The sequence below is a fragment of the Bradyrhizobium sp. SUTN9-2 genome (assembly GCF_003122645.1).
GTDB lineage: Bacteria > Pseudomonadota > Alphaproteobacteria > Rhizobiales > Xanthobacteraceae > Bradyrhizobium > Bradyrhizobium yuanmingense.
Window position 1 is genome coordinate 7,004,001 of sequence record NZ_LAXE01000001.1, and the last position, 15,645, is coordinate 7,019,645.

17 protein-coding genes are annotated in these 15,645 nt (G+C 65.8%); 12 read left to right on the top strand and 5 right to left on the bottom strand.

Translation table 11 applies throughout. The features are described from left to right. The 9 genes from XF30_RS39650 to XF30_RS32510 all read left to right on the top strand — a co-directional run. Positions 1-1,717: ATP-dependent helicase (locus tag XF30_RS39650; protein ID WP_244609058.1), on the top strand; the 1,717-nt coding region annotated here is incomplete at its 5' end. A gap of 8 nt (positions 1,718-1,725) precedes the next feature. Further along, complete coding sequence (locus XF30_RS32475) at positions 1,726-2,013, top strand: type II toxin-antitoxin system HicB family antitoxin (protein WP_036024931.1); 288 nt, start codon at positions 1,726-1,728, stop codon at positions 2,011-2,013. Between the two features lie 88 nt (positions 2,014-2,101). Continuing rightward, a complete protein-coding gene (locus XF30_RS32480; RefSeq protein WP_036006450.1) occupies positions 2,102-2,518 on the top strand; it encodes a hypothetical protein in 417 nt (138 codons plus the stop codon). Further along, positions 2,518-3,183: an OmpA family protein gene (locus XF30_RS32485; protein ID WP_109144953.1), complete on the top strand. Its 666-nt coding sequence runs from the start codon at positions 2,518-2,520 to the stop codon at positions 3,181-3,183. Before XF30_RS32480 ends, XF30_RS32485 begins: the two co-directional genes overlap by 1 nt. 171 nt (positions 3,184-3,354) lie before the next feature. Next, positions 3,355-3,873: an Mpo1 family 2-hydroxy fatty acid dioxygenase gene (locus XF30_RS32490; RefSeq protein WP_192893476.1), complete on the top strand. Its 519-nt coding sequence runs from the start codon at positions 3,355-3,357 to the stop codon at positions 3,871-3,873. Between the two features lie 28 nt (positions 3,874-3,901). Continuing rightward, positions 3,902-4,933 carry an NAD-dependent epimerase/dehydratase family protein gene (locus tag XF30_RS32495; protein ID WP_109144955.1) on the top strand — a complete coding sequence of 344 codons (1,032 nt, stop codon included), beginning with the start codon at positions 3,902-3,904 and terminating at the stop codon, positions 4,931-4,933. A 26-nt stretch (positions 4,934-4,959) separates the two neighbouring features. Continuing rightward, positions 4,960-5,586 (top strand): methyltransferase family protein, encoded by a 627-nt coding sequence (locus XF30_RS32500; protein ID WP_036006440.1) that lies wholly within the window; start codon positions 4,960-4,962, stop codon positions 5,584-5,586. 133 nt (positions 5,587-5,719) lie between these two features. Next, the gene (locus XF30_RS32505) at positions 5,720-5,929 is read left to right on the top strand and encodes a hypothetical protein (protein ID WP_025038081.1); all 210 of its coding nucleotides are present in this window, start codon (positions 5,720-5,722) and stop codon (positions 5,927-5,929) included. Positions 5,930-6,068: 139 nt separating this feature from the next. Continuing rightward, positions 6,069-7,373, top strand: coding sequence for a PQQ-dependent sugar dehydrogenase (locus XF30_RS32510; RefSeq protein WP_109144956.1), 1,305 nt, complete (start codon positions 6,069-6,071; stop codon positions 7,371-7,373). Between the two features lie 4 nt (positions 7,374-7,377). Here XF30_RS32510 and XF30_RS32515 read toward each other — a convergent pair whose 3' ends face one another. Both XF30_RS32515 and XF30_RS32520 read right to left on the bottom strand, forming a co-directional pair. Continuing rightward, the gene (locus XF30_RS32515; protein WP_109145940.1) at positions 7,378-8,202 is read right to left on the bottom strand and encodes an aspartate dehydrogenase; all 825 of its coding nucleotides are present in this window, start codon (positions 8,200-8,202) and stop codon (positions 7,378-7,380) included. A 47-nt stretch (positions 8,203-8,249) separates the two neighbouring features. Further along, positions 8,250-9,167 carry a LysR family transcriptional regulator gene (locus tag XF30_RS32520; protein WP_109144957.1) on the bottom strand — a complete coding sequence of 306 codons (918 nt, stop codon included), beginning with the start codon at positions 9,165-9,167 and terminating at the stop codon, positions 8,250-8,252. A 272-nt stretch (positions 9,168-9,439) separates the two neighbouring features. On the opposite strand from XF30_RS32520, the gene XF30_RS32525 reads away from it, so the two are divergent. Beyond that, complete coding sequence (locus tag XF30_RS32525; protein WP_036006429.1) at positions 9,440-10,513, top strand: tartrate dehydrogenase; 1,074 nt, start codon at positions 9,440-9,442, stop codon at positions 10,511-10,513. A 208-nt stretch (positions 10,514-10,721) separates the two neighbouring features. Here XF30_RS32525 and XF30_RS32530 read toward each other — a convergent pair whose 3' ends face one another. Beyond that, positions 10,722-11,666, bottom strand: coding sequence for a LysM peptidoglycan-binding domain-containing protein (locus tag XF30_RS32530; protein ID WP_192893315.1), 945 nt, complete (start codon positions 11,664-11,666; stop codon positions 10,722-10,724). A 172-nt stretch (positions 11,667-11,838) separates the two neighbouring features. Beyond that, a complete protein-coding gene (locus XF30_RS32535; RefSeq protein ID WP_109144959.1) occupies positions 11,839-12,318 on the bottom strand; it encodes a MarR family winged helix-turn-helix transcriptional regulator in 480 nt (159 codons plus the stop codon). A 107-nt stretch (positions 12,319-12,425) separates the two neighbouring features. Here XF30_RS32535 and XF30_RS32540 point away from each other — a divergent pair, with 107 nt between their 5' ends. After that, the gene (locus tag XF30_RS32540; protein WP_109144960.1) at positions 12,426-13,634 is read left to right on the top strand and encodes an ABC transporter substrate-binding protein; all 1,209 of its coding nucleotides are present in this window, start codon (positions 12,426-12,428) and stop codon (positions 13,632-13,634) included. Positions 13,635-13,650: 16 nt separating this feature from the next. Beyond that, positions 13,651-14,829, top strand: a complete 1,179-nt coding sequence (locus XF30_RS32545; protein WP_109144961.1) for a cytochrome P450 — start codon at positions 13,651-13,653, stop codon at positions 14,827-14,829. A 30-nt stretch (positions 14,830-14,859) separates the two neighbouring features. Here the strand turns inward: XF30_RS32545 and XF30_RS32550 are convergent, their stop codons facing one another. After that, complete coding sequence (locus XF30_RS32550; protein ID WP_036024916.1) at positions 14,860-15,579, bottom strand: hypothetical protein; 720 nt, start codon at positions 15,577-15,579, stop codon at positions 14,860-14,862. Positions 15,580-15,645 lie beyond the last annotated feature (66 nt).

Sequence of the window (15,645 nt, forward strand, 5' to 3'; positions counted from 1 at the left end):
GGCATCGCGAAGCGATGCGGGTGAGGGGGACTCTCCAAGCACTGAGCTCGTGGAGACTCCCCCTCATCCCGGCCTTCTCCCCGAAAGCGGGGAGAAGGAGAAGACCAAAAACATCTGCTGCGTCGGTGACGACGACCAGTCGATCTATGGCTGGCGCGGCGCCGAGGTCGACAACATCCTGCGTTTCGAGCACGATTTCCACGGCGCCAAGGTCATTCGCCTGGAGCGCAACTATCGCTCGACGGGTCACATCCTCGCCGCCGCCTCGCACCTGATCGCGCACAATGAAGGCCGGCTCGGCAAGACGCTGCGCACCGAGGACCAGGACGGCGAGAAGGTCACCGTCACGGGCTCATGGGATTCGGAAGAGGAAGCCCGCGGCATCGGCGAGGAGATCGAGCAGCTGCAGCGCCAGGGCGAGAAGCTCAACGAGATCGCCATTCTCGTGCGCGCCTCCTACCAGATGCGCGAGTTCGAAGACCGCTTCGTCACGCTCGGCCTGCCCTACCGCGTCATCGGCGGCCCGCGCTTCTACGAGCGCGCCGAAATCCGCGACGCGCTGGCCTATTTGCGCGTCATCAATTCGCCGGCCGACGATCTCGCCTTCGAGCGTATCGTCAATACGCCCAAGCGCGGGCTCGGCGACGCCACCGTGCAGATGCTGCACGACCACGCCCGCAAACGCCGCATTCCCTTGTTCGAGGCGGCGCGCGCCGTGGTCGAGACCGACGAGCTGAAGCCGAAGGCGCGCGGCTCGCTTCGCGATCTCATCGCGCAGTTCGACCGCTGGCGTGCCCAGCGCGAAGTCACCGCGCACACCGATCTCGCTCAGATCGTGCTCGACGAGAGCGGCTATACCGAGATGTGGCAGAAGGACCGCTCGGCGGATGCCGCGGGCCGGCTGGAGAATCTGAAAGAGCTGGTGCGCTCGATGGAGGAGTTCGAGAACCTGCAAGGGTTCCTGGAGCACATCTCGCTGGTGATGGACCGCGAGGGTGGCGCCGAGGACGACGCGGTGTCGCTGATGACGCTGCATTCGGCCAAGGGGCTCGAATTCGACAACGTGTTCCTGCCCGGCTGGGAGGAAGGCCTGTTCCCGAGCCAGCGCACCTTGGACGAACAGGGCCGCGCCGGCCTGGAAGAAGAGCGCCGGCTCGGCCATGTCGGTCTGACCCGCGCCCGCCGCCGCGCAAAGATCTATTTCGCGACCAATCGCCGGATCCATGGCACCTGGTCGACCACGATTCCGTCGCGCTTCCTCGACGAATTGCCGGCGGCCAATGTCGAGATCACGGAATCCAAAGGCGGCTCCGGATGGGGCGGCAGCGGCGGCTACGGCGCCTCGCGCTTCGACGACATGGAGGCGTTCGGCTCCAGCTATTCGACGCCGGGCTGGCAGCGCGCCCAGGCCAACCGGAATCGCGGCGGCGGCCGAAGCGGCGGCTGCGAGGAAGAGGCCGCGACGTTCTCGACCTCCTCGTCATCCGGCCCCGATTTCGGCAGCTTCGCCTCGCGCCGGCGCGGGCCCCTGACGATCGAAGGCGAGCTGGTCGCCAAATCGACCGGCACGACGTCCGAATTCTCGCTGGAAGACCGCGTCTTCCACCAGAAATTCGGCTATGGCCGCGTCACCAAGATCGACGGCAACAAGCTCACCATCGCCTTCGACAAGGCCGGCGAGAAGAAGGTCGTGGACAGTTTCGTGCAGCGGGCGTGAGACCCGATATGGCTCAGTACGTTGCCATCATCGAGGACGCCGACCCGGACGAAACCGTGAGCTTGTGGTTTCCGGACCTGCCCGGTTGCATCTCCGGCGGCGACGACGTCGAGGAGGCCCTGGAGAATGCGCCCGAGGCGCTCGCATTCTATGCGCAGGAGCTGACCGCGGACGGGCGCCAGCTGCCCCCGCCGCGGACGCTGGACGAGCTCAAGGCCGATCCCGAGGTTGCCGAGGACCTCAGGAACCATACCGTCGCCCTGGTCGACTGGCCGCCCCTCGCTGAGGCCGAGTGAGGACTGTTCGCCGCACTGCGCAACTCTCGACAGTTCTCGCCCGAACGCCCCTTGACCGCCGCGAACTTCCCCGTATCAGATGCAACCCATGGTCCGGGGCTCCGTCACATTGATCGTGCTTGCATTGGGGATGCCGTCGCTTGCGGCGGCGGAGACCATGAGCTTTGGCGATTCGATCGGCAAGCTGGCGGCGAGCTGCGGGGCGGAAATCGTCGCCAATTGCCGCGGCGTCAACCCGGATTCGAACCGGCTGAAGGAATGCCTGTCGCGCAATCGCGACGTGCTCTCGCCGCAATGCACGAGCGACTATCTCGGCGTGTTCGACGCCATCCAGAAGCGCGTCGCCGCGCGCGTGACGGTAGCGAACGCCTGCCAGCGCGAGATCGTCAAAGTCTGCGGCGGCTCGACCAAGGAGACCAGCAAGTCGATCCCGTGCCTGGTCTCGACGCCCAAGGGCATCAGCAACAACTGCCTGAAGGCCGTTGACGACGCGGGGTATCGCTGATGCGCGCGAACGGGCTCGCTACCGCAGGACTGGGCTTGGCGCTGGGGCTCGCTTTGCTCGCGGGCCCCGCCGGCGCGCAGACGGCGGCGCCGACCCGCGACGACATTGTCGCGAAGCTGAACCATTTCGAAGAGGCCGCCGAGGTTGACCTGCCCGCGCTGAAGCAGCAGGTGATGGAGCGCGCCAAGACCAGGATCAAGAACGATCCGGGGCCGGTGAACCGGCCGCTGATCGCGCCGGAGCTCGCCAAGCTGCCCGCCTTCAATGCGCAGATCCAGTTCGACGCCGACACGCCGATCATCCAGCCGGCGTCCTACCAGACCGTTGGCCGCATTGCGGACGCGCTGGTTCATTCCTCGCTGCTGCCCTACACTTTCCTGATCGTCGGCCACGTCGAATCCAATTCGAAGACGCGCGAGGCCAATGCGATCCTGAGTCAGCGCCGGGCCGATGCGATCCGTGACGTCCTGGTGAACACCTTCAAGATCTCGACCAAGCGGCTGCATCCGATCGGCCTCGGCGAGGAGCAGTTTCTCGATCGGGCCAAGCCGACCTCCGCCGTCAACGGCCAGTTGCAGATCCTGACTTATGCCAAGCTGCCGGAAGAGACGCGTCCGGCTGCGACGCCAGCGCCTGCGGCGAAAAAGCCCGCCAAGAAGCGCTGAGCGAAGGCGGCTCCGCGGCTGACGGAACCCCTTGAAGTGCGGATTATTTTGCAGCCTGTCCCGGGCGCGCGCGCACGGTTTCACGCGACAAAAGTGCCGGTTTGTGCACCGCTCGGTCCAGTGCTATAGCCTCTATTCGCCCTTCCCGACCCCGTGCTGCATGAGACTGAAATGGGTGGCTTTTTCCAGCGCCAACTTGCCGTTTATGTCGAGTACCATCGCGATCCCCGCAACATGGCGATGCATGTGGTCGGCATCCTGCTGCTGTTCACCGGCGCCGTGCTGCCGCTGACGCTGGTCAAGCTTCCGCTGTTCGGATTCAACGTCAGCCTGGCGGTGGTCCTGGCTGTTCCGGTCTTGATTTATTGGCTGCTGCTCGACGCGGCGCTCGGGCTCGGCATTCTGGCCGTCTCCGTCGTGCTGTTTTCGGTTGCGACGACCATCGCGGCGCAAGTCGGCACCGCGACGATGTGGGCGATTTTCGCCACGCTGGTGGTGCTCGGCCTCGCCGCACAGGCCATCGGCCACAAGGTTTTTGAGGGGCGCGAGGCCTCGTTGTTCACGTTCCCCTCGCATCTTTTGCTTGGACCGATGTTCGTCATGGCAAAATTATTCATTGCACTGGGTTTCCGTCGCGACCTTGCCGCGATTCTGGCGCCTCTTCCGGCCAATTCCCTTTCAACCCGATAACGCTCGAAGCGAAACAGCAACCTTCTGCATGGCTCTCGTCCTGGTTACCGGTGGCAGTGGCTTCATCGGACATCACCTCGTAGAAGCGCTCCGCGCCCGTGGGCAGCGGGTCCGCGTTCTCGATGTCCGTGTGCCGAGCGCGGCGAACGCGGATGTCGAGCACGTCCACGGCTCGGTGCTGGACTGTACCGCGGTCGATGCGGCGATCGCCGGTTGCGATCAGGTCTATCACCTCGCCGGCCTGCCCGGCATGTGGGTCGCCAACAAGCAGGACTTTCACGAGGTCAATTGCCGCGGCACCGAAATCGTGCTGGCGGCGGCGATGAAGCGCGGCGTCTCGCGCTTCCTGCATTGCTCGACCGAATCGATCCTGTTCCCCTATTCCGACCTCAAGGGCGTTCCCGCCGAAGAGGCGCTGCAGCCGGCCGAGGCGATGCCCGGCGCCTACACCCGGTCGAAATCGCTCGCCGAGCATCATGCCGCCAAAGCGGCAGAAGCGGGCTTCCCGCTGGTGATCGGCACGCCGACCATGCCGATCGGCGCCGCCGACCAACATCTGACACCGCCGACCGCGATGCTCTGGTACTTCCTGCAGAAGAAGGTGCAGCCGCACCTCAACTTCCTGGTCAATCTGGTCGACGTCCGCGACGTCGCCATGGGCCTGGTCCTGACCATGGAACGTGGCCGCCTCGGGCAGCGCTACATCCTCGGCGGCGACTGCGTCCCGCTCGGCGACATCCTGCGCATGATGTCGACGATGAGCGGACGCCGGCAATTTCCCGTCGTCGTACCCGGCAAGATCGCCGAGCTCTCCGCGATCATGCTCGAATACATGGCCGACCACATCACGCGCCGGCCGCCCAACGGCACCGCCGAGGGCGTGCGGATCGCGCTCGCCGCGAGCGATCTTTCGATCGGCAAAGCCCGTAGCGAACTCGGCTATTCGCCGCGTCCGATCGAGCCCGTCTTGCGCGAAACCATCACCCACCTGCTCGCCCGCAACGGCCAGCAGCCCTCCGGCGCCCTCAAGCATCACGCGCTGTCCTCGCGCGCGAGCTGACGCCGCTTCAAACGCAAAGAACCTTCATGTCTTTCGATTTCAGCAAGCTTCTCTCTGTCGCCTGGGGTGGCTGGACCACGACCTGGCCGACGCAACTGCTCGCCCTGATCTGGCTCGCTTTTCTGGTCAGCTGGGTCGGCGCCTCGTTCTGGCAGGGGCAGACCAAGAAGCAGGTCATGACGCTGGAGTCGCAGCGCTATCGCCTGCCGATCCTGGTCGGCGGCATCCTGTACACGCCGTTCATTGCGGAAGCCATGGGCTGGAAGCCGCTTTGGGTGCTCGGCAACACCGGCATCATCATCGCTGCGGTCCTCTCCGTCGCCGGCATCGCTTTCGCATGGTGGGGGCGGCTGCATCTCGGAAAATTCTGGTCCAACACCATCACCCAGAAGGAAGACCACCGCGTCATTGACACCGGCCCTTACGGTATCGTCCGCCACCCGATCTACACCGGCCTAATCTTCGGCATGCTGGTGACCGGCGTTGCGATCGGCTTGGTGACGACGATCCTCGGCGCGATCCTGATCTCGCTCGGTATGTGGCAGAAGGGCCGGATGGAAGAGGTGTTCCTCTCGAAGGAGCTCGGCGAGGACGCCTATGGAGCCTATTGCCGCCGCGTTCCGATGATCATTCCGTTCACGTCGCCGCGGTGAGGGCGTCACTCTCCTGTCCGGACGCGCTGCGCTGCGTCCGGGGCACGAGTGCACGATCCGACCCGCCAAGGAACCACACCTCCGCTGGTCCGTTAGCCCTCGACATCTGTCAACGGCCGCAGAGCATCGAGCCATGTCGGACGCCTACGATTATTTTCGCGCCCACGCGATCGCCGCCGTCCGCAAGGCGCGGGCGCTGCCCCCCGGGCGTACGAAGCAGAAGCAGCGCACGGTGGCGCGGGTCTATCATCTGCTCTCCAGGGAAGCGGCGCTGGCGCCGAACATCCGTCACTTGGATGATTTTCGCGCGGCACGACGGCTGGAGCGGCAGATCGGCCGTTGATCTCCGGGCCGACGCCGCGACCTCTCCCATGCAAATTCGATCGGCTGCCATTCCACGGGAATAGGCCCCTGCTGAGGTCCGCACAGGTTGACGTCGGCCCCGTCAGCCAGTTGGATGCGCGCGCAACCGGGGGCTTGTCATGACGTTTTCCAGCATCTTCGCGCAGTTCGTCGCCTTCATCGGCGGCATCGCGCTGCAATGGCGCAAGATGACGGGCACCGAGCCCGCGCCGGCCTGGGGCGAGAAGCCCGCCATTCCCGAAGCGAAACCGCAAGGCGCGATCCCCACCTTGAAGATGCCGACCGCACGCGGCTGGCGCGACCGACAGAAGCCGATCGCTGCACCCGGGCTCAAGGTCGATGCGTTCGCGACCGGTCTCGACCATCCGCGCTGGATCGAGGTGCTGCCCAATGGCGACGTGCTGATCGCGGAGGCAACGCAGATCGCGGGCGCCCCGCGCAGCGTGTTCCACTATGCGATGCAGGCGACGATGCGGCGCGCCGCCGCGCTCGGCGTCTCCGCCAACCGCATCACGCTGTTGCGCGACAAGGACTGCGACGGCGTTGCGGAGATTCGCGGCGCGTTCATGGAGAACCTCAGCCAGCCGTTCGGCATGGCACTGGTCGGCGACACTTTCTACGTCGGCAACACCGACGGCGTGATGGCTTTTCCTTACGTTGCCGACGCCGACCGCATCACAGCACCGGGCAAGCGGCTGACGACATTCAAGCCCGCCGGCCACTGGACGCGCAGCCTGCTCGCCAGTCCCGACGGCAAGAAGCTCTATGCCGGCGTCGGCTCGCTCAGCAACATCGCCGAGATGGGCATGGAGGTCGAGCAAGGTCGCGCCGCGGTCTACGAGCTCGATCTCGTCGCCGGCACGCATCGCATCTTTGCGGCCGGCCTGCGCAATCCCGTGGGCCTTGCCTGGGAGCCGACGACCGGCGTGCTTTGGACCGTCGTCAACGAGCGCGACGGCCTCGGCGACGAGACGCCGCCCGACTATCTCACCTCCGTGCGCGACGGCGGCTTCTACGGCTGGCCCTATTGCTACTGGGGCAAGACGGTGGACGACCGCGTGCCGCAGGATCCGGCGATGGTTGCCAAGGCAATTCAACCGGACTATGCGCTCGGTGGCCACACCGCTTCGCTCGGCCTGTGCTGGATGCCCGCAGGCACCCTGCCCGGCTTCGGCGACGGCATGGTGATCGGCCAGCACGGCTCGTGGAATCGCAGCAAGCTGTCCGGCTACAAGCTGGTGTTCATCCCGTTCGCGAACGGCAAGCCGTCCGGCCCCGGTCGCGACATCCTGTCGGGCTTCCTGTCGCCGGACGAGAAGGAATCCTACGGCCGCCCGGTCGGCGTCGCGATCGGTCCCGACAGGAAATCGCTACTGATGGCCGATGACGTCGGCAACGTGATCTGGCGCGTGACGGGGGCGTAGGAGCTCACGTCCCCACGCACAGCGTGGCGCGCTGCTTGCGGAGCAGCGCGATCACCGACAACGCGGTGATCAGGCCGGTCTTGGGATTCTCGGACGGGATGTTCTCGATGCCCATCGAGAAGCGCGCTGAGTCCGCCTCGACCTCGATGCGGTGAACGTTGCGCGTCACGGTCGGGTCGGCCCAAACCTGGATCTCGGTGCGATCGGGCCCGATGCCCGCGAGCGACAACGCAACGGCGACATTGACGTTGGCCGGAAAGCCCTTTGCCGCTTCGCGCGCGCTGCCCTCGAACAGCTTCAGCGGTTCGCGCAGATTGTCGATGTCGATGTTGTTCTGAACGATGAACGGCGCGCCCTTCAAGCCGTCGATCGGCTTGCGGGTCACCATCTTCACGGAATGGATGGTGCCGATTGCGGCGGCGTTGACCGCATCGAGGCCGATCAGGGCGCCGGTCGGCACGAGGATGCGGCCGCCATTGGCGCGGGCGAGATCGACGAGATCGAAATTGTCGAGCAGGCCGCCGACGCTGACCACGACCGCGGCCTTGCCGCGCTTCACCGCAGGCTCGACGATCGCACGCAGCTGGCTGCTCGGCGCGCATTCGACGACGATGTCGGCGGCCTCGCCGAGCTGGTCGAGCGGCAGGATTGTCGGCGGGCGGCGCAAGCTGTTGATGAAGGCTTGATGCTTGGCGGGATCCCGCACGGCCACGGCCGCGAGCGACAGGCCGTCGATGCCCTGATCGAGTGCGGTCGCGATCTTGGTGCCAATCGAGCCCAGCCCTGCAACAGCCACCCGCAATTCGCCTGAAGCCGTCTGATCCGTCATCACCATCCCTCTGTCCTGGCCTCTGTCTTGGCCGATGTCATAGCCGCTCACGCCTCCCGCGCATAGCTGCGCAGGCGGGCTTCCAGAACCGCCAGCATGGCATCGCGGGCCGGATCGCGCGAGCCGCGCAGCCAGGCGGCGGCAAGCGGCAACCGGCCCACCGGCCCGCTCTGCCTCAGTCGAAGCGGCACGAAGCGCACACCGGTCACCGCCATCCGTGCGGTCCAGCGCGGCACGATGGCGACCCCGAGCTTCGTTGCCACGAGGTTGATGATGGTCTGCTTCTCGTCGGCGACCTGAACGATGCGCGGCGTCAGGCCGGCCTGTTCGAACAGCTTTATGGTGAGGTCGTGGCTGTGCGGCCGCGAGCGCCGGTCCGGCACCAGCATCGCCTCATCGGCGATATCCGCCAGCGTGATCGCTTTGCGCCCGGCCAGCGCGTGCCGCCGCGGGAACGCAACGATCGCGCTCTCCTGGAGCAGGCCGCGGAATTCGAGCCGCTTGTCCGGCCGGTCAGGCGGACGGACGAAGGCGAGATCGAGCGCGCCGGTCAAAATCTTCGGCAGCAGCCGGACAGTCTTGTCTTCGAGGAGCTGCACCGCGATGTCAGGATGCCTGACGCGGAAATCGCGCAGGAGCGGCGGCAACAGTCCGGCCGCCGCGCTGTCGATAGCACCGACCCGCAGCCGCCGCGCGGTCCCCGCGCGCGAGCGATTGCGCAGGTTGCTCTCGACCGCCTCGACCTTGGCGAGGATGGTGCGGGCATCGCGCAGCAGCGTCGTGCCGTCCTCGGTGAGCGACACCGCGCGCGTGGTCCGCGCGAACAGCCGAGTGCCCAGGTCTTCCTCCAGCAGCCGGATCTGCCGGCCGAGCGCGGAGGGCAGCATCTGAAGCTGCTGCGCCGCGCGGCCGAAATGCAGCTGCTCGGCCGTCGCCACGAAGCATCGGAGCTGATGCAATTCCATTCGCCGTCCTCTCGCCTCGCCCGACCGCGCTTGAGACTTGCGCGAGGTCGTCATGCCCGGGCTTGTCCTGGGCATCCACGTTCTTGGGCCGCGGGGAAAGGCGTGGATGGCCGGGTCAAGCCCGGCCATGACGCCGTGGCGACCTACCGATGATTATATCATTTTTTTGTATAAACCAGCGCCGATTGAGTTTGCCCGGCACTCCCGTCTAGATTCGCCAGCGACGCCGACGGCCGGATATGCCGGCGCGGTCTCTGAAACGGAGCCTTCCCATGCGCACCCATTCGATCGCAGCCATCCCCGCCGACGGCATCGGCCCCGAGGTGATCTCGGCCGGCGTCCGCGTGCTGGAGGCTCTCGCAAAACGCAGCGGCGATCTCGCCTTCAACGTCAAGACGTTCGACTGGGGCTCGGATTATTACAAGAAGCACGGCGTGATGATGCCGGCGGACGGCCTCAGCGAGCTGAAGAAGTTCGACGCGATCTATTTCGGCGCGGTCGGCGCCCCAGACGTGCCCGACCACATCACGCTGTGGGGCCTGCGCCTGCCGATCTGCCAGGGTTTTGACCAATACGCCAATGTGCGGCCGACCAAGATCCTGCCGGGCGTCGCCTCGCCGCTGCGCAATGTCGGCGTCGGCGATCTCGACTGGGTGATCGTGCGCGAGAACTCGGAAGGCGAATATGCCGGCATGGGCGGCCGCGCCCACAAGGGCCTGCCGGAAGAGGTCGGCACCGAAGTCGCCGTCTTCACCCGCGTCGGCGTCACGCGGATCATGCGCTATGCGTTCCAGCTCGCGCGGTCGCGCCCGCGCAAGCTGCTGACCGTCGTGACCAAGTCGAACGCGCAGCGCCACGGCATGGTGATGTGGGACGAGATCGCGGCCGAGGTCGCCGGCGAATTCCCTGACGTGACCTGGGACAAGATGCTGGTCGACGCCATGACGGTGCGCATGACGCTGCATCCGAAGAGCCTCGACACCATCGTCGCAACCAATCTCCACGCCGACATCCTCTCCGATCTCGCCGGCGCGCTGGCTGGAAGCCTCGGCGTCGCCCCGACCGGAAACATCGATCCGCAGCGCCGCTTCCCCTCGATGTTCGAGCCGATCCACGGCTCGGCGTTCGACATCACCGGCAAGGGCATCGCCAACCCGGTCGCGACGTTCTGGACCGGCGCGCAGATGCTCGAGCATCTCGGCGAGAAGGATGCCGCCTTACGGCTGATGGCGGCCGTCGAGCGTGTCTGCGCCGCGGGCGTGCTGACGCCGGATGTCGGAGGCAAGGCGACCACGAAGGAGGTCACGGACGCCGTGATCGATGCGATCCACGGATCGAATGTTTAGTCTTATCGGATCGAGTGTCGCCAAGGACTCGCTGCACCTCTCCCACTTGCGGGGAGGGCGACGCGCTCGGCAGCGCAATTGCGCGCCAGAGCGCGGCGGGTGGGGGCTCTCTTCTCTGGGGTCCTCGATCGAGGAGAGACCCCCTCCCCAACCCTCCCCCGCAAGCGGGAGAGGGAGCGCACCGCCTTCTGCGGCAAGATAACGGCCCCTACCTCCGCGCCGCCGGTGACGCCGGCGGCGTGGCCATCGCGGCGGCCGGCTCGGGCGGTGTCAGATGGCGGGGGACGATGATGGTCTGGCCCGGCGTCAGCTGCGCGTTCTCGGGCAGCGAGTTGCTCTGCGCGAGCGTCCACAGCGGCACGCGGTTTGCTGCTGCGATGCTCTCCATGGTGTCGCCGCGGCGCACCGGAACCCGCACGCCGCTGTCCCACAATTCGACCAGCGTGTCCGCCGGCACGAGATAGCGCAGCGGCACGGCATCGGCCTGCGTTTGCGGCGGAATGCGCGGCAGCTGCGTCACCATCTCGACGATCTGACGATGGATATCGTCGGACTTCTCGATGTTGATGTGGGTGACGCGCGCGTTCCGCTTGAGGTCATAGCTGGCGTAATGGCCGCGAAAGCCGGGAACAGCCACGACGTCGCCGCCGCCGAGCACGCTGTCGGACAGGAAGATGTTGATGAAGCGCTCGACGTTGAGGGGGACATCGCCGGTCGCTTGCGCGGGATCGATGGCGATGACGAGGCTGATCGGGATGTTCTCCTTGGCCGCCATCTCGGAGATGACGATCGAGCACAGCCCGCCCATGGAATGGCCCATCAGCACGATCGGCGCCGGCGATTCCTTATAGCTGGAGATGGCGCGATCGCCGATCCACCGGCAGATGGTGAATTCGTAGACGTTGGCCGAGAAGCCGGCCTTCGTTAGCCTCTCTTCGAGCCGATCCATGCCGGTCGAGAAGATGGGACCCATGGCGCCGCGGAACAGGTAGATTTTTGGCGGCGGCAACGGCTCGAACGGCGGAGGCGGCGGCGGCGCGGCGGGGGCGGTCGCGTTGGTCTTGGACTTCGGCGGTGAAGCAGCGGCCATGCCACTGCTCAAGGCGAGCAGCACCACTACTGCCAGCGCGAGGAGTCGCCTCGAATGAATCATCAGTCCAGCAGTCCCACCACGGGAGGCAGGGGCCTCCCCTGACCGGCTTAGTGACCATCGATTGGGTGGATTTTGGGGCACGGAACCGACCATCTCTCGTCCGGCGCCCTCTCCGGCTGCCGCGCCGCTGGACGTGGCTGCGACCGTCGGCCTCAGGCGGGCCTCTCCCGGGCTAAAGCGGCAGCAGCCGATTGAGCAATTCGAGCAGGGTGCGTTGCTCCGCCTCGGTGAGCGGGGCCAGCATCTTCTGGTTATAGAGCCCCGTCAGGCTTGCCCCGTCCTGAATGAGCTTGGCGCCCTTCGGCGTAAGCATCAACTCGACGGCGCGGCGGTCGGATTTCGAGCGGTTACGCTTGATGAAGCCGGACGATTCCAGCTCGTTCAGGATCTTGATCAGGTTCGGCAGGCGCAGGCGGAGCAGGCTGGCAAGGCTGCTGGGGGGAACGCCCGGATTGTCGCGAATGACGACGAATATCGCGTAGGTCGCCGGCGTCAGGCCCAGTGCGGCGAACTCCTCGTAGAAGCCTTCGAAGAACTTCAGCTGCGCGAGCCGCAGCATGAAGCCGGGCGTGCGCTGCAGCGCGCGCAAGTCCAGTGACGTCTCCGACGGTTGAGCGGGCTTTGCTCCGGGTCTGACTGCTTTCGGGCTCATGATCCTGGATCCGGCGGCCACAAGTCGGCCGAATTGACACTCTCAAAAATAGCTATAAAATATAACTATTATAGAGCGGCACCAAGACCGCCCATGGGAGGGACACAATGAACAGCAAATTCCTGCATAAACTGTGCATGGTGGCCGCGGTGCTGACCGCCGCACCGGCCTTGGCCCAGGACGTCGTGAAGATCGGCATCCTGAACGATCAATCGGGGCCGTTCGCGAGCTATCAGGGCATCGGCTCGGTCGTCGCCGCCAAGATGGCCGTCGAGGACTATGGCGGAAAGGCCGCCGGCAAGCCGGTGGAAGTCGTTGCGGCGGACCATCAGAACAAGACGGACATCGGCATCGGTATCGCCCGGCGCTGGTACGAGAACGAGAGCGTCGATGCGATCTTCGACATTCCGAACTCGTCGATTGCGCTCGCCGTGGCCGGCATGAGCGCCGAGAAGAACAAGGTCTTCGTGGGCTCGGGCGCCGGCACGGTGCTTCTGACCGGGGAGAAGTGCACGCCAAACACCGTGCACTGGACCTACGACACCTATTCCTACGGGCGCGGCCTCGGCAAGGCCATCGTGCAGCAGGGCGGCAAGAAATGGTTCTTCATCACCGCGGATTACGCGTTCGGCCATGATCTGGAAAAGCAGGCCGCGGAAGCCGTGAAAGCGTCCGGCGGTGAGGTGCTCGGCAGCGTGCGGCATCCGTTGGGCACGGCTGATTACGCCTCATTCCTGCTCCAGGCCCAGGCGTCGGGCGCGAGCGTCATCGCATTCGCCAATGCAGGGGACGATACCATCACCTCGATGAAGCAGGCCGCCGAGTTCGGGCTGACGAAGGATCACAAGCTGGTCGGATTGATCCTCGGCATGAACGGCCTTCCCGCGCTTGGGCTCAAGTTTGCGCAGGGCGCGCAGATCATGAATCCGTTCTACTGGGATCTGACCGACGGCACGCGTGCTTTCGCGAAGCGCTTCGCCGAACGCATTCCCTCGAAGGCCTATCCGAACGACATGCAGGCCGGCGTCTATGCCTCGGTCATCCACTACCTCAAGGCGGTCGACAAGGCCCGCGGCGCCAAGGACGGCAAGGCCGTGGTCGCGACGATGAAGCAGATGCCGACCGACGATCAGTTGTTCGGCAAGGGCTACATCCGCAAGGACGGCCGCAAGATCCATCCGCTCTACCTGTTGCAGGTCAAGGCTCCCGAGGAATCGAATTCGTCCTGGGATCTGCTGAAGGTCGTTGCCACGATCAAGGGCGAGGACGCGTTCCGGTCCGAGAGTGACGGTCAGTGCCCGCTCGCAAAGCAATAGCGGTTCGGAGCTGACCATGAGCGGCATTGCATCCAGTCCGGTCGATCCGTTCGCGCCCGGCTTTCTGACGGATCCCTATCCCGCCTATGAGGCGCTGCGCGCAATCGGGCCGGTGTTCGAAGTGGAACGCTACGGCGTGTGGGCCATGGCCCGCAATGCCGAGGTCGAAGCGGCCCTGAAGGACTGGAAAACGTTCATCAGTGGCGAGGGCGTCGGGCTGAACGGGATGAACCCGGCGCTGCCAAAGCCGCTGACGCTGCAGATCGATCCGCCCGACCACGACAAGGGCCGCCGCGTGCTCGGCCGCACGCTGTCTCCGGGCGTCGCAAGGAAGCTGCGCGAGACGTTCCAGCGCGAAGCAGAGAGGAAGGTCTCGGAGCTGATCGACAAAGGCACGTTCGATGCCGTGACCGATCTTGCGGAAGCCTATCCGATGAAGGTGTTTCCGGACGCGATCGGCATCCGCCCCGATGGGCGCGAGAAGCTGCTCGCCTGGAGCACGTTCGTATTCAACAGCTTCGGCCCGGAGAACGAGATCCTCGCAGCGTCGCGAAAGGATGGTCTCGCGGCGCAGAGCTGGATCATGGAATGTTGTGCGCGCGATGCGCTACGGCCCGACAGCCTCGGCATGATGATCTACCAGGCGGCCGATGAGGGCGAGATCACCGAGCACGAGGCGACGCATCTGGTGCGGCCGTTCCTCACGGCAGGAATCGACACCACCGTCAATGGCATCGGCAATACCCTGCTCGCGCTCGCCACTCATCCGGACGAATATCGCAAGCTGCACGAGAAACCAGAGCTGGCGCGCAACGCCTTCGAGGAAGGCCTTCGCTACGATTCACCGGTGCAGACGTTTTTTCGCACCACCTCGCGCGATGCCGAGATCGGCGGCGGCGTGATCCCGGCGCACCGCAAGGTGCTGCTGTTCATGGCCTCCGCCAATCGCGATCCCGCGCGCTGGGACAAGCCGGGCCGTTTCGACGTGGAGCGGGTTGCGACCGGCCATGTCGGCTTCGGCGCAGGCATACACGCCTGCGTCGGCCAGATGATCGCGCGTCTGGAGGGCGAATTGATCTTCGGCGAGATCGCAAGGCGCGTGAAGACGATCGAGCTCGCGGCGGAGCCGAAGCGCAGGCTCAACAATTCCCTGCGCGGGCTGGAGAGCATGCCGGTTCGCGTGACGCCAGCTTAGGCGGCATCACGCGGCAGGATGCGCGACGGCTCAATTCCTCGCCGGATCCGTTGCCGCCGCCGCGCGTGCGGGCCGCGGCGCAGCGGGTTCGGCGACTCGCGCAGCCGGGGCGCGCGAGCGCATGATGGCAGCGTCGATCTCGGCGATGACGCGGCGCTGGATCGCCTCGTTCTTGTCGATCGAGATGTGGCCGACGCCACTGCCGCGGATGTCGACATTGTCGAGCTTGCCGCGGAACCCGGCCGCGGCCCGCACCGGCTCGCCGGGGCCATCGCCGATATAGATGTTGATGTAGCGTTCCGCGCCGGTCGAGAGCTTGGTCTTGAACACGGAGTCGAGGCCGATCGCGAGCTTCACGGGCACGCCGAGCTGGTTGAGCTTGGCGATCATGTCGGGCAGCGCGGTCGCACCCGAGGAATGGCCGACCAGGATGATGGTCTTGAGCCGACCGGCCTTGTAGGCAGCCGCCGCTTCATCGGCGAGCGAGGACCAGGACACGAAATTGGCGACGGTCACCGGAACGCCCTGCGCCTGGAGCCGGGCGCCGATGGTGTCGAGGCCGAGCGAGAAGATGTTGAGCACGCCGCGGAGCAGATAGACATGCGTGGTCGCCGCCGCGGCCTGGCTCGGCGCGGCCTTGGCAGTGGTCGGGCTGATGGCAACAGCTGACAGCAGGAGCAGGCCCATCGCCCAAACACGGAGGGCGGACAATTGGCTGGCGCCGGCGGTGTGACGGCCGTTCGGTCTCATCGATCTTTTCCCTGGAGACGATACGCTTCGCGATTGGCCGGAATCGTAGCCACGGCGCGCTCGCAG

What these genes read in the sequence shown, in the direction of transcription:
- XF30_RS32490 (WP_192893476.1), top strand. Translation starts at nt 3,355, where the DNA reads ATGGGTGGCTTTTTCCAGCGCCAACTTGCCGTTTATGTCGAGTACCAT.
- XF30_RS32525 (WP_036006429.1), top strand. Translation starts at nt 9,440, where the DNA reads ATGCGCACCCATTCGATCGCAGCCATCCCCGCCGACGGCATCGGCCCC.
- XF30_RS32535 (WP_109144959.1), bottom strand. Translation starts at nt 12,318, where the DNA reads ATGAGCCCGAAAGCAGTCAGACCCGGAGCAAAGCCCGCTCAACCGTCG.
- XF30_RS32480 (WP_036006450.1), top strand. Translation starts at nt 2,102, where the DNA reads ATGGTCCGGGGCTCCGTCACATTGATCGTGCTTGCATTGGGGATGCCG.
- XF30_RS32550 (WP_036024916.1), bottom strand. Translation starts at nt 15,579, where the DNA reads ATGAGACCGAACGGCCGTCACACCGCCGGCGCCAGCCAATTGTCCGCC.
- XF30_RS32530 (WP_192893315.1), bottom strand. Translation starts at nt 11,666, where the DNA reads ATGATTCATTCGAGGCGACTCCTCGCGCTGGCAGTAGTGGTGCTGCTC.
- XF30_RS32475 (WP_036024931.1), top strand. Translation starts at nt 1,726, where the DNA reads ATGGCTCAGTACGTTGCCATCATCGAGGACGCCGACCCGGACGAAACC.
- XF30_RS32500 (WP_036006440.1), top strand. Translation starts at nt 4,960, where the DNA reads ATGTCTTTCGATTTCAGCAAGCTTCTCTCTGTCGCCTGGGGTGGCTGG.
- XF30_RS32540 (WP_109144960.1), top strand. Translation starts at nt 12,426, where the DNA reads ATGAACAGCAAATTCCTGCATAAACTGTGCATGGTGGCCGCGGTGCTG.
- XF30_RS32495 (WP_109144955.1), top strand. Translation starts at nt 3,902, where the DNA reads ATGGCTCTCGTCCTGGTTACCGGTGGCAGTGGCTTCATCGGACATCAC.
- XF30_RS32520 (WP_109144957.1), bottom strand. Translation starts at nt 9,167, where the DNA reads ATGGAATTGCATCAGCTCCGATGCTTCGTGGCGACGGCCGAGCAGCTG.
- XF30_RS32510 (WP_109144956.1), top strand. Translation starts at nt 6,069, where the DNA reads ATGACGTTTTCCAGCATCTTCGCGCAGTTCGTCGCCTTCATCGGCGGC.
- XF30_RS32505 (WP_025038081.1), top strand. Translation starts at nt 5,720, where the DNA reads ATGTCGGACGCCTACGATTATTTTCGCGCCCACGCGATCGCCGCCGTC.
- XF30_RS32485 (WP_109144953.1), top strand. Translation starts at nt 2,518, where the DNA reads ATGCGCGCGAACGGGCTCGCTACCGCAGGACTGGGCTTGGCGCTGGGG.
- XF30_RS32545 (WP_109144961.1), top strand. Translation starts at nt 13,651, where the DNA reads ATGAGCGGCATTGCATCCAGTCCGGTCGATCCGTTCGCGCCCGGCTTT.
- XF30_RS32515 (WP_109145940.1), bottom strand. Translation starts at nt 8,202, where the DNA reads ATGACGGATCAGACGGCTTCAGGCGAATTGCGGGTGGCTGTTGCAGGG.